General features: G+C 72.9%; 16 protein-coding genes. 7 read left to right on the forward strand and 9 right to left on the reverse strand.

Features of this window, described 5'->3' with window-relative positions:
• Positions 1 to 51: 51 nt before the first annotated feature.
• Complete coding sequence (locus AB0O01_RS06430; protein WP_365311348.1) at positions 52 to 2,367, reverse strand: N-6 DNA methylase; 2,316 nt, start codon at positions 2,365 to 2,367, stop codon at positions 52 to 54.
• A 232-nt stretch (positions 2,368 to 2,599) separates the two neighbouring features.
• Here AB0O01_RS06430 and AB0O01_RS06435 point away from each other — a divergent pair, with 232 nt between their 5' ends.
• Entirely contained in the window at positions 2,600 to 3,301 is a 702-nt protein-coding gene (locus AB0O01_RS06435) for a hypothetical protein (protein ID WP_365311349.1), read from the forward strand.
• A 264-nt stretch (positions 3,302 to 3,565) separates the two neighbouring features.
• Here AB0O01_RS06435 and AB0O01_RS06440 read toward each other — a convergent pair whose 3' ends face one another.
• Positions 3,566 to 4,303 (reverse strand): HNH endonuclease family protein, encoded by a 738-nt coding sequence (locus AB0O01_RS06440; protein WP_365311350.1) that lies wholly within the window; start codon positions 4,301 to 4,303, stop codon positions 3,566 to 3,568.
• Between the two features lie 164 nt (positions 4,304 to 4,467).
• On the opposite strand from AB0O01_RS06440, the gene AB0O01_RS06445 reads away from it, so the two are divergent.
• Entirely contained in the window at positions 4,468 to 4,650 is a 183-nt protein-coding gene (locus tag AB0O01_RS06445; RefSeq protein WP_365311351.1) for an antitoxin, read from the forward strand.
• 251 nt (positions 4,651 to 4,901) lie between these two features.
• Here the strand turns inward: AB0O01_RS06445 and mfd are convergent, their stop codons facing one another.
• The 4 genes from mfd to AB0O01_RS06465 all read right to left on the reverse strand — a co-directional run bounded on the left by mfd (position 4,902) and on the right by AB0O01_RS06465 (position 13,187).
• Positions 4,902 to 8,435, reverse strand: a complete 3,534-nt coding sequence (mfd, locus tag AB0O01_RS06450) for a transcription-repair coupling factor (protein ID WP_365311352.1) — start codon at positions 8,433 to 8,435, stop codon at positions 4,902 to 4,904.
• 473 nt (positions 8,436 to 8,908) lie between these two features.
• On the reverse strand, positions 8,909 to 11,488 hold the full coding sequence (locus AB0O01_RS06455; RefSeq protein WP_365311353.1) for an ABC transporter permease: 2,580 nt from the start codon (positions 11,486 to 11,488) through the stop codon (positions 8,909 to 8,911).
• A complete protein-coding gene (locus tag AB0O01_RS06460) occupies positions 11,485 to 12,273 on the reverse strand; it encodes an ABC transporter ATP-binding protein (RefSeq protein WP_365311354.1) in 789 nt (262 codons plus the stop codon). The genes AB0O01_RS06455 and AB0O01_RS06460 overlap by 4 nt, the downstream gene beginning before the upstream one ends.
• Positions 12,274 to 12,719: 446 nt before the next feature.
• Positions 12,720 to 13,187, reverse strand: coding sequence for an NUDIX domain-containing protein (locus AB0O01_RS06465; RefSeq protein ID WP_365311355.1), 468 nt, complete (start codon positions 13,185 to 13,187; stop codon positions 12,720 to 12,722).
• Between the two features lie 138 nt (positions 13,188 to 13,325).
• Here AB0O01_RS06465 and AB0O01_RS06470 point away from each other — a divergent pair, with 138 nt between their 5' ends.
• From AB0O01_RS06470 to AB0O01_RS06480, 3 genes are all read left to right on the forward strand, one after another.
• On the forward strand, positions 13,326 to 14,528 hold the full coding sequence (locus tag AB0O01_RS06470; protein WP_365311356.1) for a helix-turn-helix transcriptional regulator: 1,203 nt from the start codon (positions 13,326 to 13,328) through the stop codon (positions 14,526 to 14,528).
• 429 nt (positions 14,529 to 14,957) lie between these two features.
• The gene (locus AB0O01_RS06475; protein WP_365311357.1) at positions 14,958 to 15,137 is read left to right on the forward strand and encodes a hypothetical protein; all 180 of its coding nucleotides are present in this window, start codon (positions 14,958 to 14,960) and stop codon (positions 15,135 to 15,137) included.
• 93 nt (positions 15,138 to 15,230) lie between these two features.
• Positions 15,231 to 15,560, forward strand: a complete 330-nt coding sequence (locus AB0O01_RS06480; RefSeq protein WP_365311358.1) for a DUF296 domain-containing protein — start codon at positions 15,231 to 15,233, stop codon at positions 15,558 to 15,560.
• 52 nt (positions 15,561 to 15,612) lie between these two features.
• On the opposite strand, the gene AB0O01_RS06485 is transcribed toward AB0O01_RS06480, so the two are convergent.
• From AB0O01_RS06485 to AB0O01_RS06495, 3 genes are all read right to left on the reverse strand, one after another.
• Positions 15,613 to 16,503 (reverse strand): cellulose-binding protein, encoded by an 891-nt coding sequence (locus tag AB0O01_RS06485; protein ID WP_365311359.1) that lies wholly within the window; start codon positions 16,501 to 16,503, stop codon positions 15,613 to 15,615.
• A gap of 168 nt (positions 16,504 to 16,671) precedes the next feature.
• Positions 16,672 to 19,425 (reverse strand): SUKH-4 family immunity protein, encoded by a 2,754-nt coding sequence (locus AB0O01_RS06490; RefSeq protein WP_365311360.1) that lies wholly within the window; start codon positions 19,423 to 19,425, stop codon positions 16,672 to 16,674.
• Positions 19,426 to 19,432: 7 nt separating this feature from the next.
• Positions 19,433 to 20,455, reverse strand: a complete 1,023-nt coding sequence (locus AB0O01_RS06495) for an SMI1/KNR4 family protein (RefSeq protein ID WP_365311361.1) — start codon at positions 20,453 to 20,455, stop codon at positions 19,433 to 19,435.
• A 496-nt stretch (positions 20,456 to 20,951) separates the two neighbouring features.
• Between AB0O01_RS06495 and AB0O01_RS06500 the strand changes: the two genes are divergently transcribed.
• Positions 20,952 to 21,479 carry a YwqJ-related putative deaminase gene (locus AB0O01_RS06500; protein ID WP_365311768.1) on the forward strand — a complete coding sequence of 176 codons (528 nt, stop codon included), beginning with the start codon at positions 20,952 to 20,954 and terminating at the stop codon, positions 21,477 to 21,479.
• A 112-nt stretch (positions 21,480 to 21,591) separates the two neighbouring features.
• Positions 21,592 to 22,122 (forward strand): SUKH-3 domain-containing protein, encoded by a 531-nt coding sequence (locus tag AB0O01_RS06505; RefSeq protein ID WP_365311769.1) that lies wholly within the window; start codon positions 21,592 to 21,594, stop codon positions 22,120 to 22,122.
• The last annotated feature ends 30 nt before the right edge of the window (positions 22,123 to 22,152 follow it).

Here is a 22,152-nt window from a genome sequence, read left to right on the forward strand (position 1 = left end):
CAGGAGGGCTCAGTATCTCCGCAGGAGGGCCCAGCATCAGCGCGGGAGGGCTCAGTCGGGGGCGACCGTGCCGTCGGTGAGGCCGTCGTACATGCCGCGCACGAGTTGTTCGCCGACGCGGTTCGCCTGCCGCAGGGCCCGTTCGAACTCGTCGAGGGCGCGGAAGCGGGCGCCGTAGCGCCGCTGTTCGGCGAGCGGGAGCCGGGGCAACTGGAGGCGGCGCACATCGAGCCGGGTGGCGGTGGAGGCGTAGCTGCTGGCCTGGCGGTTGTTGGCGGTGCCGCGCAGGAATCCGGCCAGGAACCACGGGTCGAGGGCCGCGGGGTCGGGGCGCAGCAGCACCAGGTTGCGGCCGAGGGCGGCCCCGCCGGTCGTGCCGTCGATCACCCGCGCCATGGCGCCGCCGCCGAGGACCGGCACGACGACATCGCCGGGTTCGGTCAGCACCGTGTCGTCCTCGCCCTCGGGGAGCACGCCGGTGGGGGCGGTGCCGGACAGGACGTCGTGGTCGGTGAGCACGGGCACGCGCGCGTGGGCGGGGTTTCCGTCGCCCCCCGTGTGCCCGGTACCGGGGTAGTTCCCGGCGTGTCCCGCGCTCGGGGTGTTCGCGCCGGTGCGGGTCACCAGGGCGCCGCCCCGGGCGAGTTCGCCGATGGTGGTCACGGGCCAGCGGGTGGGGGGCGCGGGGGCGGGCGGCGGGGGCGTGAGGTCGCCGGTGAGGCGCAGGGTCTCGCCGAGGCGCTCCCGGACGGCGGTGAGCGCCTCGGCGCCGTCGGCCGCCGCGGGGGGCGGGAGATGGCGGGCGGGGGCGAGGTCGACATCGTCGTCGAGGAGTTCGATGACCGGCAGGGCGCGGGCCAGGCCCGGCCGCTCGGTGAGGGTGCCCGCGCGGTCGAACGCTCCCCACGCCTCCTCCACCGTCTCCCGGACCGCCCGCCAGTCCGGCCCGCCGCGGCCCTCACCGGCGAACTGCCCGGTGTCCATGAGCAGCACCTCCGGCACGGCGGGCGGGTTCCCGGGGCGGCGCAGCACCCACAGGTGCAGCGGGATGCTGTGCGGCGGGGCGGCGCCGAGCGGGAGGGCGATCACGGCCCGCAGCGCGCCGCGCCGCAGCAGGTCGGCCCGGATCCGGCGCCCGGAGCGGCGGGAGGCGGCGGCGGGCGGCATCAGCAGGACGGCGATGCCGCCCTCCTTGAGCCGGGCCAGCGCGTGCTGCACCCAGGCCAGCTCGGACTCGGTGCGCGCCGGGAAGCCGTACTCCCAGCGGGGGTCGTAGGCCAGTTCGTCATGGCCCCAGTTGCGCTCGTTGAACGGCGGATGGCACAGGACGGCGTCGGCGCGCAGCCCGGGATGAGCGTCCGCGCGCAGGGTGTCCCCGACGGCGGCGCGCACGGCGGCCCGCGAGTGCAGCGCGAGCCGCAGCGCGGTGAACGCGGCCAGTTCGGGCGCGCTGTCCTGGACGTGGAACTCCTGCTCCGGCCGGGCGTCCACGGCCCTCGGCAGCGCGCCGGTGCCGCAGGCGGGGTCCAGCACGGTACGGGCGGGTCCCGCGAGCCGGGCCATGAGGTCGGCGAGGTCGGCGGGGGTGAGGGTGTACTGGCGCGGGTTGGCGTCGAGATGGCGGCCGAGGAGGAACTCGTAGGTCTGCCGCGCGCCCAGCTCGGCGGCGAGTTCGGCGGCGCCGCGCAGGAGGGGGACGGAGGGAAGGAGTTCGGGGCCGGTGGGGGTGGGGATCGCGGTGGGGGTGGGACCGAGGGTGGGGGTGGGGGTGGGGCTGGGACTGGGGGTGGGGGGTGAGGTGGGCGCGGGGGGGTGGGGGGCGTGAACGGCGTGCGGCGCGTGAACCGACCGGTGAGTGTTCACAGCGGCAGACGGGTTCACGGCCGCCGACGGGTTCACGACGGCGGACGGGTTCACCCCGGCAGACGGGTTCACCACGGACCGGGTGCCGCCGGAAGCCCTCCCGCCCGCAGCCCCGAAGCGCGCCACGAGCACCCGCTCCAGCGAGGCCGGCAGCAGCGCGGCGAGACGCGCGTCGGACCCGGCGGACATGTCCAGCCACATCGTCGGACGGTCATGGATCAGCAGCAGCAGGCACCCGGCGTGGACCAGCGCGGTCGCCGGGCCCTCGGGGTGTCCGGCGAGGTGCTGCCAGACCCGCTCCCGCAGCGGGACCTCGGCGAGTTTGCCCTGGCGGCGCAGCCATCCCTCGACCTCGGTGAGGGCGAAGGAGGGGCTGGTCTCGGTGCCGCCGACGGGCTTGGGGAAGTCGGCGTGGCGGCGGCGCCAGTTGCTGACGGCGGCGCGCCCCACCCCGGCGAGCCGGGCGATTCCGGCCGCGGTCACCTCTGTCGCGTTGTCCTGCACTCGCCCCGCTCCCCTCGTCCCCTCGCCCCGTGCGTGACCTTGAGCATACCGATGCAGGAACGATCCCCCGATTCACGGACGGTACGCAAGATCTCTGCGTTCACGGCCGTGCACTGACTTGATTATGGGAACCGTGTTGACTCGATTCACAGGCAATGCTCTTATTGACCCAGCGAACGAGCGGCTGCCCGACCGAGGCAGTCAACGCTTTGGGGAGGGAACAGTCATGGGCATGAAGAGCAAGGTCGCGCTGGGCGCCGTCGTGGGGATCGTGGTCATCGGGGCGGTCTCGATGAGCGGCGGCGGGGACGACTCCGGCAGCGACAAGAACTCTTCGGCGTCCTCGCAGGACGGGTCCGGCGGCGACCAGGGCTCCGGCGGCGAGGGGGAGGCCGCGGAGGAGAAGAAGGAAGAGAAGGAAGAGAAGAAGGAGTCGGCGTTCGGCGGGGACGGGGAGTACGAGGTCGGCTCCGACATCAAGCCCGGCACCTACCGGACCAGCGGGAACACCGACGCCATGTGTTACTGGGAGCGCGCCAAGGACGCCAAGGGCGAGGTGGAGTCGATCCTCGCGAACGACAACGTCACCGGCACCAGCTATGTCACCATCACGACGGCCGACAAGATCTTCAAGTCGAGCGGCTGCTCGGACTGGGAGGCCGTCGACACCAAGGCCGCGGGCGGTACGCCGGCCACCGAGATGGCGGGCGACGGCGGCATGTTCCAGGTCGGCGTCGACATCGCCCCCGGCACCTACAAGTCCTCCGGCAACACCGATGACATGTGCTACTGGGAGCGCGACAAGGACGCCGAGCACGCCCTGGAGTCGATCATCGCCAACAACAACGTCAACGGCTCCGCGGTCGTGACGATCTCCGAGTCGGACGGCTACTTCAAGACCTCCGGCTGCCAGGACTGGAAGAAGTCCGGCTGAGGCGGCCGATGCGGCCGATGCGGCTGGAGCGGCTGAGGCGGCTGAGGCGGCTGCCGCTGGAGCGGCCGATGTGGCACAGCCGCCGCGTACGACCTCCGGCCTCACCCCGTACGACCCCGGCCCCGCCGCGTACGACCTCCGGCCCCACCACCACCCCGCACGACCCCCGGCCCCACCCCGCACAACCTCCGGCATCCTCCGCTACGACCCCCAAACCCCACCCCCGTAATACCTCCGCCACCGCCGGGAGGCCGTCCCGCTCGGTCAGTCGGCCGTGAAGCGGGGCGGTGCGGCGGTCGGGTTGCCGCTGGTGGGGAGGGGTTCGTCGGGGCAGCCGGACAGGACCCGGGTCATCGCGTCCCGCTCGGCGGCGGTGACCCACAGCCCGTACTTCCGCTTCACCGCGACCTGACCGGCGACATACGCGCACCGGTACCCCTTGTCGGGGGGCAGCCAGGTCGCGGTGTCGCCGTCGCCCTTGGCGCGATTGGTGCCCGCGTCGACGGCCAGCAGATTGAGCGGGTCGTTGGCGAAGGCGATCCGCTTGCCGGGATCCCACTGCCGGGCGCCCTTCTGCCAGGCGTCGGAGAGGGCGACGAGGTGGTCGATGTCGACCTGACTGCGACCGCGTTCGAAGGGGATGTCCCGGCCGGTGTAGGGGTCGGGGGCGAGGGTGCCGGAGACCACCTCGCAGTGGCCGTCGCCGAACTCCACGTCCGTCAGATCCCGTTCGAGGATGTCGTCGCGGGTGCCGCAGCGGTTGGAGTCGGTGTCGGCCCACGGGGTGCCGAACCGGTCGCGGTCGTAGCCGGTCCTGGGCGCGCGGCCCTTGACGGTCAGTTCCCGGACGGCGGCCAGCGCCGCGCCCTCGCCGCCCCCGCCATCTCCGCCATCTCCACCATCTCCAGCGGCTCCCCCGCTCCCGCCCGTCCCCGCCGTACACCCGGTCACGGCCAGCAGCAGCCCCGCCGCGATCACGGCCCCGCCCCGCAGACGCGTCACGGCCCCGCCCCTCCCCTTGTCCGGCTGTCCCGCTGTCCCGCCGGTCCCGCACGTGCCGGACACGGTAGCGGGCGGCCGGTTCGCACCCCGCCGGACCAAGGCGCGCATACTCCGCACGTCGGGCGTATGGTCGAAAGTGAGTCACCTGCGGAAGGAGTTGCCGGATGGGCATCTTCGACAGGTTCAAAGGCCACCATGGTCAGGACAAGGCCAAGGACATGTCCGACACGGCGGAACGGAAAGCGAACGAGAAGACGGGCAACAAGTACGAGAGCCAGGTCGACGACGCGCAGCAGAAGGCGGAAGGCGCGCTCGGCATGGACCGCGAAAGGCCCGATCAGCCGTAGGCCCCGGCAACGGAGGACACGGCCGCCCGGCCGCCCAGCCGTACCGCACGGGACGGCCCGGAACACGCCGGGACCGGCCTAATCGCCGAGGCGATGTCCGACACCCCTCAACATCCCTCAACACCCGTCGACACCCGTCGACACCCTTCGACCGAAGCCGTCCGCGGCACCTCACCTCCCGCGGACGGCTTCACCTCGTCTCCGGGCGCACGCCCCGACCCGAGGTCGGGCTACGACCCCGGCACGTCGGGCTACGACCCCAACACCGACGCCAGGAACTCCCCCACCCACCCCAGCAGCTCCCGCCCCACCAGCGGCTTCCCGCCGACCTTCGCGGTCTTCGGGCGCGGTACGAGCACCTGGTGCGCGGCCGGTTTGACGACGCTGCCGGGGTACAGCCGCTTCAGGCGCAGCTCCTGCGACTCGCGCAGTTCGACCGGCGCGAAGCGGATGTTGGTGCCCTGGAGCACCACCTCCCCGACCCCGCAGGCCCGCGCGAGCATCCGCAGCCCGGCGACCAGCAGCAGGTTCTCCACGGGTTCGGGCAGCTTGCCGTAGCGGTCGGTCAGCTCCTCGCGGACCGCCTTGATGTCGTCCTCGCTGTTGGCGGAGGCGATGGCGCGGTACGCCTGGAGGCGCAGCCGCTCGCCGGGCGCGTAGTCGTGCGGGACGTGCGCGTCGACCGGCAGCTCGATCTTCACCTCCAGCGGCGGTTCCTCCTCGATCCCGCCGGTTTCGAGCTGGCGCCGGTAGTCCGCGACGGCCTCGCCGACCATCCGGACGTACAGATCGAAGCCGACGCCCGCGATATGGCCGGACTGCTCGCCGCCGAGGAGGTTGCCCGCGCCGCGGATCTCCAGGTCCTTCATGGCGACGTACATGCCCGCGCCCATCTCGGTGTGCTGGGCGATGGTGGCGAGGCGCTCGTGGGCGGTCTCGGTCAGGGGCTTCTCCGGCGGGTAGAGGAAGTACGCGTACCCGCGCTCCCGGCCGCGCCCGACGCGCCCGCGGAGCTGGTGGAGCTGGGAGAGGCCGAAGGTGTCGCCGCGCTCCACGATCAGGGTGTTGGCGTTGGAGATGTCGATGCCGGACTCCACGATCGTGGTCGACACCAGGACGTCGTACTTCTTCTCCCAGAAGTCGACGACGACCTGTTCCAGGGCGGATTCGGACATCTGGCCGTGGGCGGTGGCGATCCGGGCCTCGGGGACGATCTCGCGCAGCCGGGCCGCCGCGCGGTCGATGGACTCGACCCGGTTGTGGATGTAGAAGACCTGGCCCTCGCGCAGCAGTTCACGGCGGACGGCGGCGCCGATCTGCTTCTCCTCGTACGGCCCGACGAAGGTGAGCACCGGGTGGCGCTCCTCGGGCGGGGTGGTGATGGTCGACATCTCGCGGATGCCGGTGACGGCCATCTCCAGGGTGCGCGGGATGGGCGTCGCGGACATCGTCAGGACGTCGACATTGGCGCGGAGCTTCTTGAGCTGCTCCTTGTGCTCGACGCCGAAGCGCTGCTCCTCGTCCACGATAACCAGGCCGAGGTCCTTGAAGCGGGTCTCCGTGGAGAACAGCCGGTGGGTGCCGATGACGACGTCCACGGCACCTTCCCGCAGCCCCTCCAGGGTGGCCCTGGCCTCGGTGTCGCTCTGGAACCGGGACAGCGCCCGCACATTCACCGGGAACTGCGCGTACCGCTCGCTGAACGTCCCGAAGTGCTGCTGCACCAGCAGCGTCGTGGGGACGAGGACGGCGACCTGCTTGCCGTCCTGTACGGCCTTGAACGCGGCCCGCACCGCGATCTCCGTCTTGCCGTACCCGACATCGCCGCAGATCAGGCGGTCCATGGGGACGGACTTCTCCATGTCCTCCTTGACCTCGGCGATGGTGGTGAGCTGGTCGGGCGTCTCCGCGTAGGGGAAGGCGTCCTCCAGCTCGCGCTGCCAGGGGGTGTCGGCGCCGAAGACATGCCCGGGGGCGGCCATCCGGGCGCTGTAGAGCTTGATCAGATCGGCGGCGATCTCCTTGACGGCCTTCTTGGCGCGCGCCTTGGTCTTGGTCCAGTCGGCGCCGCCGAGGCGGTGCAGGGTGGGGGCCTCGCCGCCGACGTACTTGGTGATCTGCTCAAGCTGATCGGTGGGGATGTACAGGCGGTCGCCGGGCTGGCCGCGCTTGGCGGGCGCGTACTCCACGACCAGGTACTCGCGGGTGGCGCCCTGGACCGTGCGCTGCACCATCTCGATGTAGCGGCCCACGCCGTGCTGCTCGTGGACGATGTAGTCGCCCGCCTCCAGGGTGAGCGGGTCGATGGTCTTGCGGCGCCGGGCGGGCATCCGGGCGCCGTCCCGGCCCGCCGCCTTCTGCCCGGAGAGGTCGGTCTCGGTGAGGACGGCGAGGCGGAGCGCCGGGTCGACGAAGCCGTAGTCGATCGAGCCGCACGCCACATGCACCAGGGACGGGCTCAGCGCCCCGAGATCCGGGTCCAGCCGGGCGGCGATGCCCTCGCCGCCGAGCACCTCCGCCGTGCGGGCGGCCGGGCCGTGGGCCTCGGTGACGAACACCGTGCGCCAGCCGTCGGCCAGCCAGCCCTTGGTATCGGCGAGCGCCCGCGCGGTGTCGCCCCGGTAGGTCTCCGGGGCGTGCATGCCGAGCTTGAGGGTGTCCGCGTCCGGCTCCTCGTCGGCGGCGAACGGCGACACCGTCCACCACATCATCGACCGCTCGCGGGCCCGCTCCCGGACGTCCGCGAGCGACCACAGGGACGCCGCGCCCACATCGATCGGCGCCTCGCCGCCGCCCGCGGTCGCCGCCCAGGACGCCTGGAGGAACTCCTGGCTGGTCGCCACCAGGTCCGACGCCCGGGTCCGCACCCGCTCCGGATCGCAGACGACGGCCATGGCGCCGGCGGGCAGCACGTCCAGCAGCAGCTCCATGTCGTCCACCAGGACCGGGGCGAGGGACTCCATGCCCTCGACCGCGATGCCCTCGGCGATCTTCCCGAGGAGTTCGCCCAGCTCGGGGTGGCGTTCGGCGAGGGCGCGGGCGCGGTCCCTGACCTCCTCGGTGAGCAGCAGCTCACGGCAGGGCGCGGCCCACAGTCCGTGCTCGGCGACCTCCAGGGAGCGCTGGTCGGCGACCTTGAAGTAGCGGATCTCCTCGACGTCGTCGCCCCAGAACTCGATCCGCAGGGGGTGCTCCTCGGTGGGCGGGAACACATCCAGGATCCCGCCGCGCACCGCGAACTCGCCGCGCTTCTCGACCAGCTCCACGCGCGCGTAGGCGGCGGCCCCGAGGGCGTCCACGACCGCGTTGAGATCGGCGGTCTGCCCGGTGCGCAGCGCCACCGGCTCCAGGTCGCCCAGGCCCTTGACCTGCGGCTGGAGCACGGACCGCACCGGGGCGACGACCACCGAGACCGGGCCGGTCTCCGGGTCGTCGGGACGCGGGTGGGCGAGGCGCCGCAGCACGGCGAGCCGACGCCCCACGGTGTCGCTGCGCGGGCTGAGCCGCTCGTGCGGCAGCGTCTCCCAGGACGGGTACTCGGCGACCGTGTCGGGCGGCAGCAGGGAGCGCAGGGCGGCGGCCAGGTCCTCGGCCTCGCGGCCGGTGGCCGTGACGGCGAGCACGGGGCGGGCGGACTCGCGCGCCAGCGCCGCCACCGCGAAGGGGCGGGCGGCGGGCGGGCCGACCAGGTCGACATGCATGCGGTTGCCGTCGGCAGCCGCCTTGATCGCTTCCGCGAGGGCGGCGTCCTTGACGACGGCGTCGAGCAGACCGTGCAGGCTCATGGAGGGGCTTTCCGTCCGGGGAGGGGAGATTCTCGGGGTGGTCGGGCAACGGGGGGCGGGCAACACGAAGGGCCCGGCACGCGTCACGGGCCGGGGGTGTCCAGCGTACGACGCGGCGCCGACAGTCGCCGGGGCGGCGGTAGAGCGCCCGGCGCGCACGCCGGGGCCCGGCGCTCCGGCGCGCACCCCGGCCCGCCGTACGCCCCCCGGTCCCCGGTCCCCGACCCCCGACCCCCGGAAACGCCTCCGGCCCCGGCGGACGCTGGACGCGTGCGCCGGGGCCGTCCCCCGCAACCCCCGTATGCGGTGGTCATGGCTCCCGCCCCTCCGATCGGCCGGAGGGGCGGGAGAGATCGTGCAGATCCCGATCGGTCAATCCATGGCGATCAACCCGTGACGATCGACCCGTGCGGTCAACCCGTGGCGGTCAATCCATGGCGATCAGCCAGTCAATGGCGGTTGATCCATGGCGATCAATCCGTGGCGATCGCGTTCAGGACGTTCATCCGGCCCGCCCGGAAAGCGGGGATCAGGGCCGCGAAGAGTCCGACGAAGGCCGATCCGATGAAGACACCGGCGATCGTGGGCCAGGGGATCTCCAGGACGTTCAGTCCCTCCAGGGCGAGCAGCCTCTGCGCCGTGGCGCCCCAGCCCATCCCCAGTCCGAGCCCGAGCAGGGCGCCGAAGAGGGCGATGACGACCGACTCCAGGCGGATCATGCGCCGGAGCTGCCTGCGGGAGAGACCGATGGCCCGCATGAGACCGATCTCCCGGGTGCGCTCCACCACCGACAGGGCGAGGGTGTTCACGACGCCGAGGACCGCGACGATGATCGCGAGGGCCAGCAGGCCGTAGATCATGTTGAGGAGCTGGCCGACCTGGTCCTGGAGGGCCTCCTTGTAGTCGGTCTGGTCCCGGACGGTGTACTGCGGGTAGTCGTCCAGGGAGGTTTGCAGCGCGGCGTAGACGGCCGCTTCCTGACCGTCCTCGGCCGAGGCGAAGAGGATCTGGTCCAGGGGCATCTTGTCGGCCGGGACATGCTGGGCGAGGGTGTCGATGCTGGTGTACATCGCGCCCGCGTCGATGACGGCCTCGCTGCTGGTGATGGCGCGGACGGTCAGCTCGGCCGCCGTGCCGTCCTTGAAGTCGACGCCGATCTTCGAGCCGAGGCTGATGCCGTGGTCGTTCGCGAAGTCCTCGTGCACGGACATCGAGCCGGGGAGGTAGGCGTCGGACAGCTCGCCCTGGACGGTCTCGACCCGGAGGTCGGTGGCGTAGGTCGGGTCGGCGGCGGTGATGGCCGTCTTCTCCACCGTCTGCCCGTCGGGGGTGCGGAAGTCGGCCTCGGTCCACTTGTACTCGGTGACATGGCCGACGCCCTCGGTGTCCCGGACCGCCTGGACGGCCTGCGGGGTGATGAGCTGGCCGGTGTCGCTCTGGATGATGAAGTCCGTGCCGACGCTCTTGTCGAGTTCCTCGGTGGCCGAGGCGACCATGGAGGAGCCGACCACCGACAGACAGGCGACCAGGGCGAGGCCGATCATCAGGGCCGCGCCGGTGGCGCCGGTGCGGCGCGGGTTGCGCAGGGCGTTGCGCTCGGCGAGCCGCCCGACGGGGCCGAAGGCCCGCAGCAGGATCGCGCTGAGCACCCTCACCACCCCTCCGGCGAGCAGGGGACCGATGGCGACGAACCCGATGAGGGACAGCACCACTCCCCCGCCCAGCCACATGGCGCCCTCGCTCGCCTTGTCGGCGCCGGCCGCGAGGAGGAGAAGGGCGATGCCGCCGCCGGTGAGGAGGGTGCCGATGATGCCGCGGATCACTCCGGCGCGGGCGTCCGGCGGGGCCCCGGCGTCGCGCAGGGCGGCCATGGGCGAGACCTTGCCCGCGCGGCGGGCCGGGAGGTAGGCGGCGAGGACGGTGACGACGACGCCGAGGACCAGGCCGACCGCGGGGGTGGTCGCGGCGATGGTGAGATCGTCGGTGGAGAGGTTCATGCCCGCGGCGCCCATGAGCTTCATCAGGCCGACGGCGAGTCCGACGCCGCCCGCGACGCCGAGCACGGAGCCGACCAGGCCCAGCAGCAGCGCCTCCAGCAGCACGGAGCGGTTGACCTGCTTGCGGGAGGAGCCGATGGCCCGCATCAGACCGATCTCGCGGGTGCGCTGGGCGACCAGCATGGAGAAGGTGTTGATGATCAGGAAGACGCCGACGAGGAAGGCGATCCCGGCGAAGCCCAGCATGGCGTACTTGATGACGCCCATGAACTCCTGGACTTCCTCGGCGTTGGCGTCGGCGACCTCCTTGGCGGTCTGCACCTTGTAGCCGCCGTCGAGGGCCGCGGTGACGTTCTTCTTCACCTGGGCGTCCGTGAAGCCCGCCGCGGCGGTGACATTGACGTTGGTGAAGACGTCGCTCTCGCCGGTCAGGATCCGCTGGGCGGTCGGGGTGTCGAGGTAGAAGATCGCCGCGCCGGGGTTGGTGACGGTGAAGTCGGCGATGCCGGAGACCTTCGCCCGGTGGGTGCCGACGGCGCTGATCACGGAGACCTCGTCGCCGAGCGCCAGATCGTGCTTGTCGGCGGTGTCGCCGTCGACCATGATCTGGTCGGCGCCGCGCGGGGCGGCCCCGGAGACGATCTCCATCGTCCGGGCGTCGTTGCCGTTCCAGTTGCCGACGATGGTCGGGGCGCCGCCGGACGCGGACAGATTGTCCTTCTCCGCGTCGATGACGGTCACCGAGGTGGAGAAGACGGTCCCCTCGGCCGACTTCACCCCCTCGGCGCCCTTCACGTCGTCGACCACGGAGGCCGGAAGCGCGGGCGGTCTGCCGTTCTCGGAGACGGTCTGCCCGGTGTCGGAGCTGTCCTTGGTGCTGACGGTGACATCGGCGGCGGTGGCCTGGAAGAGCTTGTCGAACGTCGTGTTCATGGTGTCGGTGAACACCAGGGTGCCGCAGACGAAGGCGACGGAGAGGAGCACCGCCACCGCCGAGAGGGCCATCCGGCCCTTGTGGGCCAGGAAGTTGCGCCGGGAGGTCTTCCACACGGTCATGACGTGCGCCCCCGCGCGTCGAAGTCCTTCATCCGGTCCAGCACCTGATCGGCGGTCGGGTTGTACATCTCATCGACGATCCGCCCGTCGGCGAGGTAGAGCACCCGGTCCGAGTAGGAGGCGGCGACGGGGTCGTGGGTGACGATCACGATCGTCTGGCCCAGCTCATCCACGGACTGCCGCAGAAAGCCGAGCACTTCGGCCCCCGCCCGGGAGTCCAGGTTTCCGGTGGGCTCGTCGCCGAAGATGATCTCGGGCCGGGCGGCGAGCGCACGGGCCACGGCGACGCGCTGCTGCTGCCCACCGGAGAGCTGGGTCGGCCGGTGCTTGAGCCTCCCGGCGAGCCCCACCGTCTCCACCACCCGGTCCAGCCAGGGCTTGTCCGCCTTGCGCCCCGCTATGTCCATCGGCAGGGTGATGTTCTCTATCGCGTTCAGCGTCGGCAGCAGATTGAACGCCTGGAAGATGAACCCGATGCGGTCGCGCCTGAGCTGGGTGAGCTTCTTGTCCTTCAGCCCGGTGATCTCGGTGTCGTCGAGGTAGATCTGCCCGCTGGTGACGGTGTCCAGCCCGGCCAGGCAGTGCATCAGGGTCGACTTGCCCGACCCCGAGGGCCCCATGATCGCGGTGAACTGGCCGCGGGCGATGTCCACGTCGACATGGTCGAGGGCGACGACGCGGGTCTCCCCGGCCCCGTACGCCTTGACGACCTGCCGCGCTCGCGCGGCGACGGCCGTACGCCCTCCAGTGCCCCCGTGCCTGGGAATGGTTACAGCCGATGTCACGGTATATCTCCTAAGTCGGTCAGCGGTCGGGCGTCCGGCGACCAGGTCGCGGACATCCTGAGGTGGTGCCGGTGCGGTGGCCGAGCGGTCGGCCGCCGTGGTGATGAGTCTTCCGTCCGGGAGGGCTCCGCGCCCTGGTGCACAGCGCAGTCTTCTCCTGGGGAAAACCCCACCCCCGAAGCTGCGGTGAACCGCCCGGCGGCGCCCCCCATCGACGTAAAGCCAGGTTAAGGAGGACGGACGGCCCCTCTCGTCCTCCGCCGGTACGAGCCCTCCCCCACACCTGATACGGAGATACCCCTAGGGGCTGTCCACCGCCGGATGGAGCCCGCCTCAGGGTCACCTCCACCTTCCGGTGCAGCGAGCGTCCACCCTCCGGTTGGGTGAGGGTCAAGGGGGGCGCTGCGGCGGGCGCCGCCTGGGCGTAGTGAGACCCACCCCGACGGTCAGCGCAGGGCGGGCATCACACCGTTCCGCCAGTCGTCCACGCGCTTCCGGATGCTGCCGACCATAGGGAGAGCATCGACCTCCGACGGCGGGAACCACCCCACCTCCGTGGACTCCTCGGAGACCCTCACCTGCCCGCCGGTCGGCCGGGCGAGGAAGCAGATGGAGAACTCCTGGCGCACTTCACCGTCGTCGTAGGAGAAGACATGCCGGGGATTCGTGTACGTCCCCACGATGCCGAGGATCTCGACCTCGAAACCGGTCTCCTCAAAGGTCTCCCGGATCGCGCAGTCCGGCAGCGACTCGCCGATCCTCATCACACCACCCGGAAGGGCCCACATCCCGTTGTCGACCCGCCGCTGCAACAGCACGCGGCCCCGCTCGTCCACAACGACGGCCGAGGCGGCCGGAACCAGGCTGTTCGCCTCCGGGGCATCCGGGTCGTCCTCGTAATCACGCCTGCCCATCAGGATGCTCGCTCCCTCCACACCGACCGCCTGCCTCCGCGCCCATCCGACGGCCCCACCCCCACCAGGGTCGGTCACCATGCCCCGTCATGCGGCGCGAGTACATTGCGAAGTCTCAGCATCGCAAGGGGAGTCAGCATGCCCGACACCTTCCCCGGCACCCCGGAGCACATCGGGGCCCGCATCCAGGAACTCCGCAAGATCCGCGACTACTCGCTCACCGAACTCGGCCGACGCGCCCATGTCTCACCGAGCCTCATCTCCCGCATCGAGAACGGCGAACGCTCGGCGAGCGAATCCGTCCTGGCGTCCGTGGCCCGCGCCCTCTCCGTCGGCGTCTCGGTGCTGCGCGGGCAGCCGTACATCCAGGCACTCCAACAGGAACGGATAGACGCTCTCCTCACCCCGATCAGCACCGCGTTCGACGACTGGGACCTGCCACCGGAGGATGCCCCGGCACCGCGCACCATCGAGACCCTGGAGCAGGAGGTAGGGGACTTGCACGCGCGGCGCGTCGCCGCCGAGTTCACCGAGATCGCCGGGGTGCTGCCCGGCCTCATCTCCGAACTCTCCCTACTCACGCAGATGCACGACCGTCCCGGCCGCGAGCGCGAGCGCGCCCACGCGGCGCAGGCGGAGGTGGCCCGTACGGCGGCCGTCGTCGCGTACCGCCTCGGCTACATGGACCTCGCCCGGCTCGCGCTGGCCCGCATGGCCGTGGCCGCTCCGCGGTCCGGCGATCCGCGCCAAGTGGCCATCGAACGCTACGAACGGGCGCAGATGGCGGCCGACAGCTCCCGACTCGACCGGGGCGTGTCCCTCATGCGGCACGCGCTGCGGGAACTGGACGACGACGGGACGCGCACGACCCGTGCGGTGCGCGGCACGCTCCAGCTCCGGGCGGCGACCCTCTCGGCCCGCGGCAACGACCGGAGCGGTGCAGCCGAGTGGATGGGTCAGGCCGCCGAACTGGCCGAGCGGACCGGCGAGACCCGCGACTACGCGCTCGCGTTCGGCCCGGTCAACGTCCGGCTCCACGAGATCTCCGCCGCGAGCGATCAGAACGACCACGACGAGGCGCTGTCCGTCGCCTCCGCAGTGCGGTTGCCGGACGACTATCCGCCCACCCGCGCGGCCCACTTCTGGATCGACAGGGCCCGCGCCGAGACCTGGACGGCGCGGCGCGACGAGGCCCTGACCTCGCTGCAAGCGGCACGTACCGCGTCCCCCCAGCTCACCCGCTACCACCACTCGGTGCACGAGACGGTCGCCACACTGCTGCGTGCCCGCCAACGCGCCGACGAAGAGCTGCGCGACTACGCACTGTGGTGCGGCGTATAGCGAATCACTCAACTCCCGTCAAGACCCCTGGCGTTGACACTTCTGTCAACGCCAGGGGTCTTTCCCGTCGGCACTCTGAAACCAGCGCAGCAGAAACCCCCGCGACCGTGCGACCGGTCCGGGGGCGTGGCCACCAGCCTCAGAGGAGCTGATGACAGTGAGCATTATCCATACGATCGCGGGACGGGTGCTGGGCGTCTTACTGCCGGGCAAGGGGAAGCGCCGGGCGGGTGCCCGTCCAGTCTCTGCTGCTTCCGCGCGATGCTCGTACGCGCCCCGTTCCTGCGCCGCCGCGTGGGTCGGCGCGCCCAGCTCGCGGTACGGGCTCTGCGGCCTACTGGACGGGTCCCGCCCGTACGCGCTCGCTGCCGAGGCTGGGGGCGGGGCGCGGTGAACGTCGGCACCCGCCCCGAGTCGGGCGAATCACGCATGACCATCGAGACGTACCGGGTCGGCCCGGACGGCAGGCGCAAAGGCCCCGTCGTGCGGCGCGTGTTCCAGGGCGTCCCCGGGCCGCTGATGCTGGTCCCGGACCGCTGGCCGCCGTGCCGCTGCCCGCGCTGCCGGGCCGAGCACAGCGCGCTTCCGGACGCTCCCGTGTTCGCCTGAGGGCTGGACGACGCGCGCCACGCGCCGCTGGCGCGCGTCAGTGCTCGTTGCCATGCTCCGGGGCATAGCCCTCTAGCCGCAGGGAGCCACAAGGTGCACGTGATCGAAGTCAAGAACGCTGAGCTGCTGGAGACGATTACTCAGCGCGCCAAGGAACTGGGCATCGTGAATGGCGCGATCGTCTCTCTCATCGGTGCGGCGGACGCGTTCACCGTCTCGACCATGCCCGCGTCCGACGCGACAGCCGATGTGATCACCGACTACGACCTGCCAGCCGAAATGCACGGCACCGGTGAGATCACGAACGGCAAGGTCCACCTGCACGCAACGCTGGCTGTGGAGGGCAACCGAGCGGTATCCGGCCACGTGCACAGTGCGCACATCGGTACGTGGTTCGCGAGGGCCTACGTACTGCCCGTCTGACGCGAGGGCACGGTCCCCACGTCACCGGGGACCCGTCCGCCCCCCGCACCGCTCACTCCACCGCAGCCCGACCCCCCGTAAGCGCCGCAAGGCTCCCCCGGACCTGATCCATCTGCGCCCGCAGCTCGTCCCACCGCTCCCCGTGCTCGCACAGCACCCGTTCTGTCTCGCGGGCCGTACGGTCCTCGTGGAGGCGGGCCTCGGCGAGGAGTTGGGCGGCGCGGGCCCCGGCCTCCTCCTCCACCCGGCGTGCGGACTCCTCCGCCACCGCGAACCCCTGCTTCGCGGCCGACAGCGCCGCCTCCGCGCAGGCCACCCGTTCCGCCAGGTGCGCCTCCGTGACCGCCGCGGACGCGACCGCCTCCCGCTCGGCCGCCGCCCAGCGCTCGGCGTGCTCCTCCTGCTGCCCGGTCAGCAGCCCGGCCGTCCGCTGCCGTACCTCGCGCAGCGCCGAAAGGGCCTCACCCCGGCCCTCCTTGACCGCCCGCCGGGCGCCGATCCGCACCTCGTCGGCCTCCGCGCGGGCGACGGCCAGCCGCTGCCGGGCCCGCTCCTCGGCCTCGGCGATCAGTGCGTCCGCGTCCTCGCGCGCCGTCCCGGACACCGCCTGGGCGTACGACTCCGCCCGTGCGACCTCTTCCCGGCCCTCTCGCCGGGCGCGCTCGCGCAGGTCCGCCGCCTCCTCCGCCGCGACCCGGAAGAGGTGCCGGGCACCCTCCCCGAGCGTCTCGTACGTCTGCGGGGGCAGCTCGGCCACCGTCTCGCGCAGGCGGTGCGCCTCCGCCTCCATGTCCCTGAGCAGCACGGTCAGCCGCGCCGCCCGCTCCCAGGCGGCGTCGCGCTCCTGCGAGAGTGCCTCGGTGAACGCGTCCACCCGCTCGGGGCGGTAGCCACGCCCCCGGACGGTCGCGAAGCCCTGCCGCGACACCGATGCGCTGTTCATCCCGAACCCCTCTCCGCCGGACCGCACAGGCCGTGCGCGCACACAGGTCGATGTGCGGCACAGCCTGATGGATCACAGAGAAAGGTTCATAACGCGACACTCCGCTTATACGTTACGAAGGTCGTCCGTATGACATCTATACCCCCATACGGACGATATCCCTCGGCCTCAGAGCAGCCCGTCCCACATCTGCTCCAGCAGCACCGACCACCAGCTCTCCGGCGAGCCCAGCGCCGCCGGATCGAGGGCGGCGAGCTGCGCCTGGAAGTCGACGGTCCAGCGCCCCGCCTGCTCCTGGTTCAGCCCGAACCGCAGCCGCCACATCCGCCCCAGCAGCGCCAGACAGCGCACGAACTCCGGCAGCCCGGTGTTCACGAACTGCGGCGGCACCGGCGCCCCGCCCGGCCCCGGCTCCACCGGCACCGCCACGATGTTCGCCGTGCCGTACTGCACGCACAGCGCCTTGCCGAAGTCGCTGCCCATGACCAAGTACGACCCGGCATCCGCCGCCGGCTGCACCCCGCGCTCGGCCGCCAGCTCCGCCAGCGTCGGCACCGGCCGCCCCGGCTGGGCCTGCGCCCAGAAGAACGGACCCATGTCCACCGGCAGCCCGGCCACCACCAGCGTGTGCGCCACGACCGGCGGCACCCCCTGCCGGGACACCGCCGCCTGCTCGAACCGGAACACCCCCGGCCCGAACGCCCCCGCCAGCTCCTGCGCCACGCCCTCCGGCGGAATCGGCGGCGCGGGCGGCACGGGCGGCAGGGGCGCCCGTACGGGTCCCGGGCGCGCCGGGCCGTCGGCCACCTGGTGCAACTCGCCCTGGTGCGCCAGGAGTTGCCGCATCCCCTGCTGCCGTCCGGCGTGATCGGCACCGTAGGGCGCGATGCTGGTGATCCGCGCCTGCGGCCACTGCTCCCGGATCATCCGCGCGCAGTAGGCGCCGGGCAGTTCGCAGGACTCCAGCTCGGTGTGGAGTTCCAGGACCTGGTCCGGCGGCACGTTCATCCCGCGCAGTTCGTGGAAGATCTGCCACTCAGGGTGCGGGGTACCGGGCGCGGAGCGCCGGATCACCTGCTGCTCGGACCCGTCCTGCGCGCGGTAGCGCAGCACGGCCTGATAGCCGGGCCCGACCGTCGGCTGGCCCTGCGGCGGATACCCGTACGCGGGCGGCTGCCCCGGCACCGGACGCGGGCCGCCCGGCGGCATCCCGGGCGCCTGCGGCGGCGGGGGCACCTGGGCCCCACCCCTGACCGGAGGCCCGGACAACACGGTCTCCTCATGATGGACGGCACCCCGCGCACCCCCGGCGGACCCGCCCGGCACGCCCGGCACGCCCGGCACGCCCCCTCCGGTCCCGCCCGCCAGCATCGTCGGCGCGTGATGCACACCCCCGGGCGGCGTCCCGCCCGGCGCCCCCGGACCCCCCGGCCCGACCGGCGGCACCAACTGCGTCGGCACATAGGCACCGGACCCACCACCGGTCCCGCCACCGGACGCACCACCAGGCACTCCACCGGGCACCCCCGGCGGCGGAGGCGGAGGCGGCGACGCGGACCCGGGACGTCCTCCCGGCACACCCGGCGCCCCCGGCGGAGGCGGCGGCGTCGCGCCCCGGCCCCCACCCCGGCGCGGCGGCGGAGCCGCCTTGCTGGTGGCGGCATCGGCGATGTCCCCGGCCTGCGGCCCGCCCGCCGACGGCGGTGGTGGTGGTGGCGGTGTACCGGGCGGCTGCGGATACCCGTAGGTGGGCGCGGGGGGTGGTGGCGGCGTACTGCCGGGGGGCACGGGACCCGGGGGTACGGGCCCCGGAGGTACCGACCCCAGGGGTACCGACCCCGGAGGTACGGGCCCCGGCGGCGGAACGGCCCCGGAAGGCACGGCTGCTCCAGGCACCCCAGCTCCCGACACCCCCGTTCCCGGCGGCACAGCCCCCGGCGGCACAGCCCCGCCCCCGTACGACCCCGTCGCCCCCGGCCCGCCGGGCGCCACCCCGGGCGCACCCTGCACCCCGGGCACCCCCGACCCCTCCGCATCGCCGTCGTCCAACGCCGGTGCCGTCACCGTCCGCGGCAACTGGCTGCCGCCGGACATCAGCGCGGTCTGCGCCTCCGGCGCCACCTGAGGCAGGGCGTCCTCGTCGTCCGCACCGCTCAGCGGCGGCGCGAACACCGTCTGGGGCAGCGGTACGGAACCGTCCTCGCCGCCACCGGCGTTGGTGTCGGTCCCGGCCCAGGGCGTCGCCCCGGCGGGCGCGCCCGGCGCCACCCCGGCCTGCGTCTCCGCCAGCCCGCCCCCGAACGACCCGCCACCCCCGAACGACCCACCACTCCCGGAAGAAACCCCACCGGAAGCCGCCCCCACACCGGAGGAGCCCCCGGAAACCCCGGAGCCCCCCGAAACCCCGGCCGCCGAAGACCCCCCGACCCCGGCCCCGGCAGAACCCACCGCACCGGACGCAGCAGATGCCCCGGACACACCGGACGCCCCCGCCCCCTCGGAACCCCCTCCCGCACCCTCTCCGGAGGAGCCCCCCCTCCGGTCCGGGATCCCCAGCTTGTCCGCCGCCTCCTGCAACCACTCCGGCGGAGTCAGCAGGAACGACGTCTGGTTGAGGTCCATCCGGGCCGCGGCCGGTCCCGGCGCCGGGACCGCGTCGGCGACACCCCCGTACTCCTCCTCGTACCGGCGGATGACCTCGCCGATCGGGAGGGACGGCCAGAGCGTGGCCTCGCCGCTGTCCCGGGCGAGGACGAGCCGCTGCATCCCCCCGTCGGACCGGGGACCGTCCGCGCGGTCCTCCGCCCACACCACGAACCCCAGGTCGAACTCCCGCACCCGCACCTCACGGTGCTGGTACGCCGGCACATCGCCGTTGACCCACTCCTCGGCGCGCTCCTGCGCCTGCGCGAACGTCACCATCGTCAGCTCACTCCCCCGCCCCGGACGCGACCGGCACGGTCTGCGCGAAGCCGCCGTCCACCATCAGATTCGCCACGGTCTCCAACTCCGGCGGAGAGCCCGCCAGCCGGGACAGGAACGCGTCGAAGTCGTCGCCGCAGGGCAGCAGCAGCCGCGCCACCCGCTCGGCGGGCGGTACGGACGGGTCGGTGTCGCGGGCGTCGTCGTAGGCGCAGAACCACACCGAGCCGATCCGGTCGCCCTTCACCTTCACCGCGAGCAGCCCGCCCTGGACGAAACCCACCCCGAGGTAGTCCTTGGTGAGGTGGTCGCGCAGGCATTTGTTGACATAGACCAGGTCGTTGACGGCGGCCTCGTCGCGGACCGTGAAGAACGGCTGGTCGACCAGGAGTCCCAGCTCCGCGTCCAGCGCCGTGCCGACCGGGGCGCAGCCGCCCGCCGCCTTCAGGAAGGTGCGGTACGCGCCGGGCAGGCGGTAGCCGAGGTCCTCCTCGACGCCGAGGACCTGCTCCTCGGTCACCGCGACCCCGGACCTGGGCAGCCCGAAGTGGGCGGGCCGGGTCTCCTGGAGGGGGCGGGTGCCGCGCTTGGTCTGGTCGACGGCGGACGTGGCGATCCCGCCGTGGTGCCGCAGCAGCGCCTTCACCTCGACCGGGACCAGTTCCAGGCGCCGGGTGCCCACCACGTGGTGCCAGGTCCAGCCGTGCGGGGTGGCGACGGGCGGCAGGGTGTCCCACAGGTCGTGCCCGGCGGCGGACTGCGCCGCGTTGGCCGACACGTAGTCCGTCAGACGCAGTTCGTCGACGCCGAAGCCCTCCGGCGGTTCCGCGATCTGCGCGGCGGCGCGGGCGTAGGGCGAGAAGTCGGGGTAGCCGTGCTCGTCCACCCGTACCCCCCGGGGATGACGGGCGGCCCGGACCGGGTCCGGGAAATGCACGACCTGCCCGGCATAGGCCGCGTTCGGCGGTGCGGCCTGTCCCCCGGCCTGACGGCCGGGAGGTGCCCCCAGCCCGAGCCGACCTGCTGTCATGGCGGTTGCCCCCTGCGGCGCTCTGTACGGACGGCGGCGACCGCCTCCGGTCCGCCGCCCCCCGTATCCGACTGTCACTCGCTGACCGTTGTCCGGGTCTGCGGGTCTGCGTGCGCGTACGTCTGCGTACGTCTGTGCGGGTGTGTCTGTCTGTGTGTGTCTACGTGTCTGTCTGCATGTCTGTCTGCGTGTCTGTTCGTGCCGGCCGGCGATCGGCGTTGACCGGTCGGCCGCGTCGACCGACCGCCGTCCGCTCATCGCCGACCGCGCGTCGCGTGCCGACAGCCTATGCGGAACGCGAACACCGGTCACCGGCGCCGGTCGCGGCGCCCGTCACACCGCGCGCACACCCCCGCACCCCCCGCCCGACCCCCGTGACCACCCGTCACGCCCTGGTCACAGCCTGCCCGGCCACGGGCGTGTCGCACCGCCCCAGCTTCCGCACCAGCCACGGCATTTGGCACTCTGGATCGGCCGGGGGGATGCACGGAGGGGAATAACGATCATGAACGCGACGCACACGGGGGCGCACCAGGCCCCGTCCGGCGGCGACCCACGCGTGGGCTGGAGCAGCGCCGAGCGGGCACCCGTCCCGGCCCTGCGCCACCGCCGGGACGGCATACTCCCCACCGTCGCCGCGGCGCTCTCCGTGCGCGGTGCCACGCTCACCGGCACCGCCGCCCGGGGCGACCAGCCACCCGCGCTCCACCCGCTGGTGCAGGACTTCCTGGACTCGCTGCCGAGCGCCCAGCGGGACCGCTTCACCGGCCGCTGCGCGGAGACGATCCTGATTTCCCGGCACATCGCCACCGCCGACTCCGGCCGCAGCAAGCGCGCCGCGCGCAAGCCCATGACCAACGGCGAGGCCCGCAAGGCGCTCAAGCACGCCAAGCTCACCGCCCGCCGGATCCGGGAGGACGGCGACCCGCTGCACGGCAGCTTCGCCGGCCCCTGCCGGGCCTGCGCCGCCCTCACCGCCCACTTCGGCGTCCGGGTGGTCGACCCGACGGACCAGGACTCCTGAGCCGACACCCGCCGAACCTCCACCGGGCCTCCGCCAGGCCCCCGGGCCTCCCCCGGGCGTCCGCCGGGCGCCCTGAGGCACCATGCCCCCGCCGACCGAGATCAAGGGCCAGATGCACCCCGACCGCACCTCCACCACCCGCTTCCCGGTCCCCGTCGACGCCGCGCTGCGCGCCGCCGGCTGGGTGCCGGGCCGCTGGGACATCAAGCAGGCCGAGATCTGGGCCGACACCCTGCGCGAGCACACCTCGCCCGCGGGCCACACCCACGCCGTCTTCCCGGCGGCGGTCGAGGTCTGGGCGGAGTTCGGCGGGCTGCGGATCGCGCCGACCGGGCCGGGGCGCCGGATCGCCCCCGTCGGCCTCCATGTCGACCCGCTGCACGGACTGCATCTGGCCCGCACCCTCGCCGACCTGGGCCGGGCGCTGGACACCGAGGTCAGCCCGCTGGGCGCCGAGCCGCACTCCCAGGCGCTGCTGGCCATCGACACGCAGGGCCGGGTCTACGCCCTCGACCACACCGGCGACTGGTACCTCGGCCAGGACATGGACCACGCCCTGACCACCCTGGTCTCCGGCACGGAACCCCACCGCCTGACCCCGCCGGGTCCCCCGGACCCCGCCCCCGCCCCACAGCCCCGCTGAGCCCCCGGGAGCAGTGCGGCCGGCGACCGG

This window comes from Streptomyces sp. NPDC093252 (assembly GCF_040683675.1).
In the GTDB taxonomy this organism is placed as follows: Bacteria; Actinomycetota; Actinomycetes; order Streptomycetales; family Streptomycetaceae; genus Streptomyces.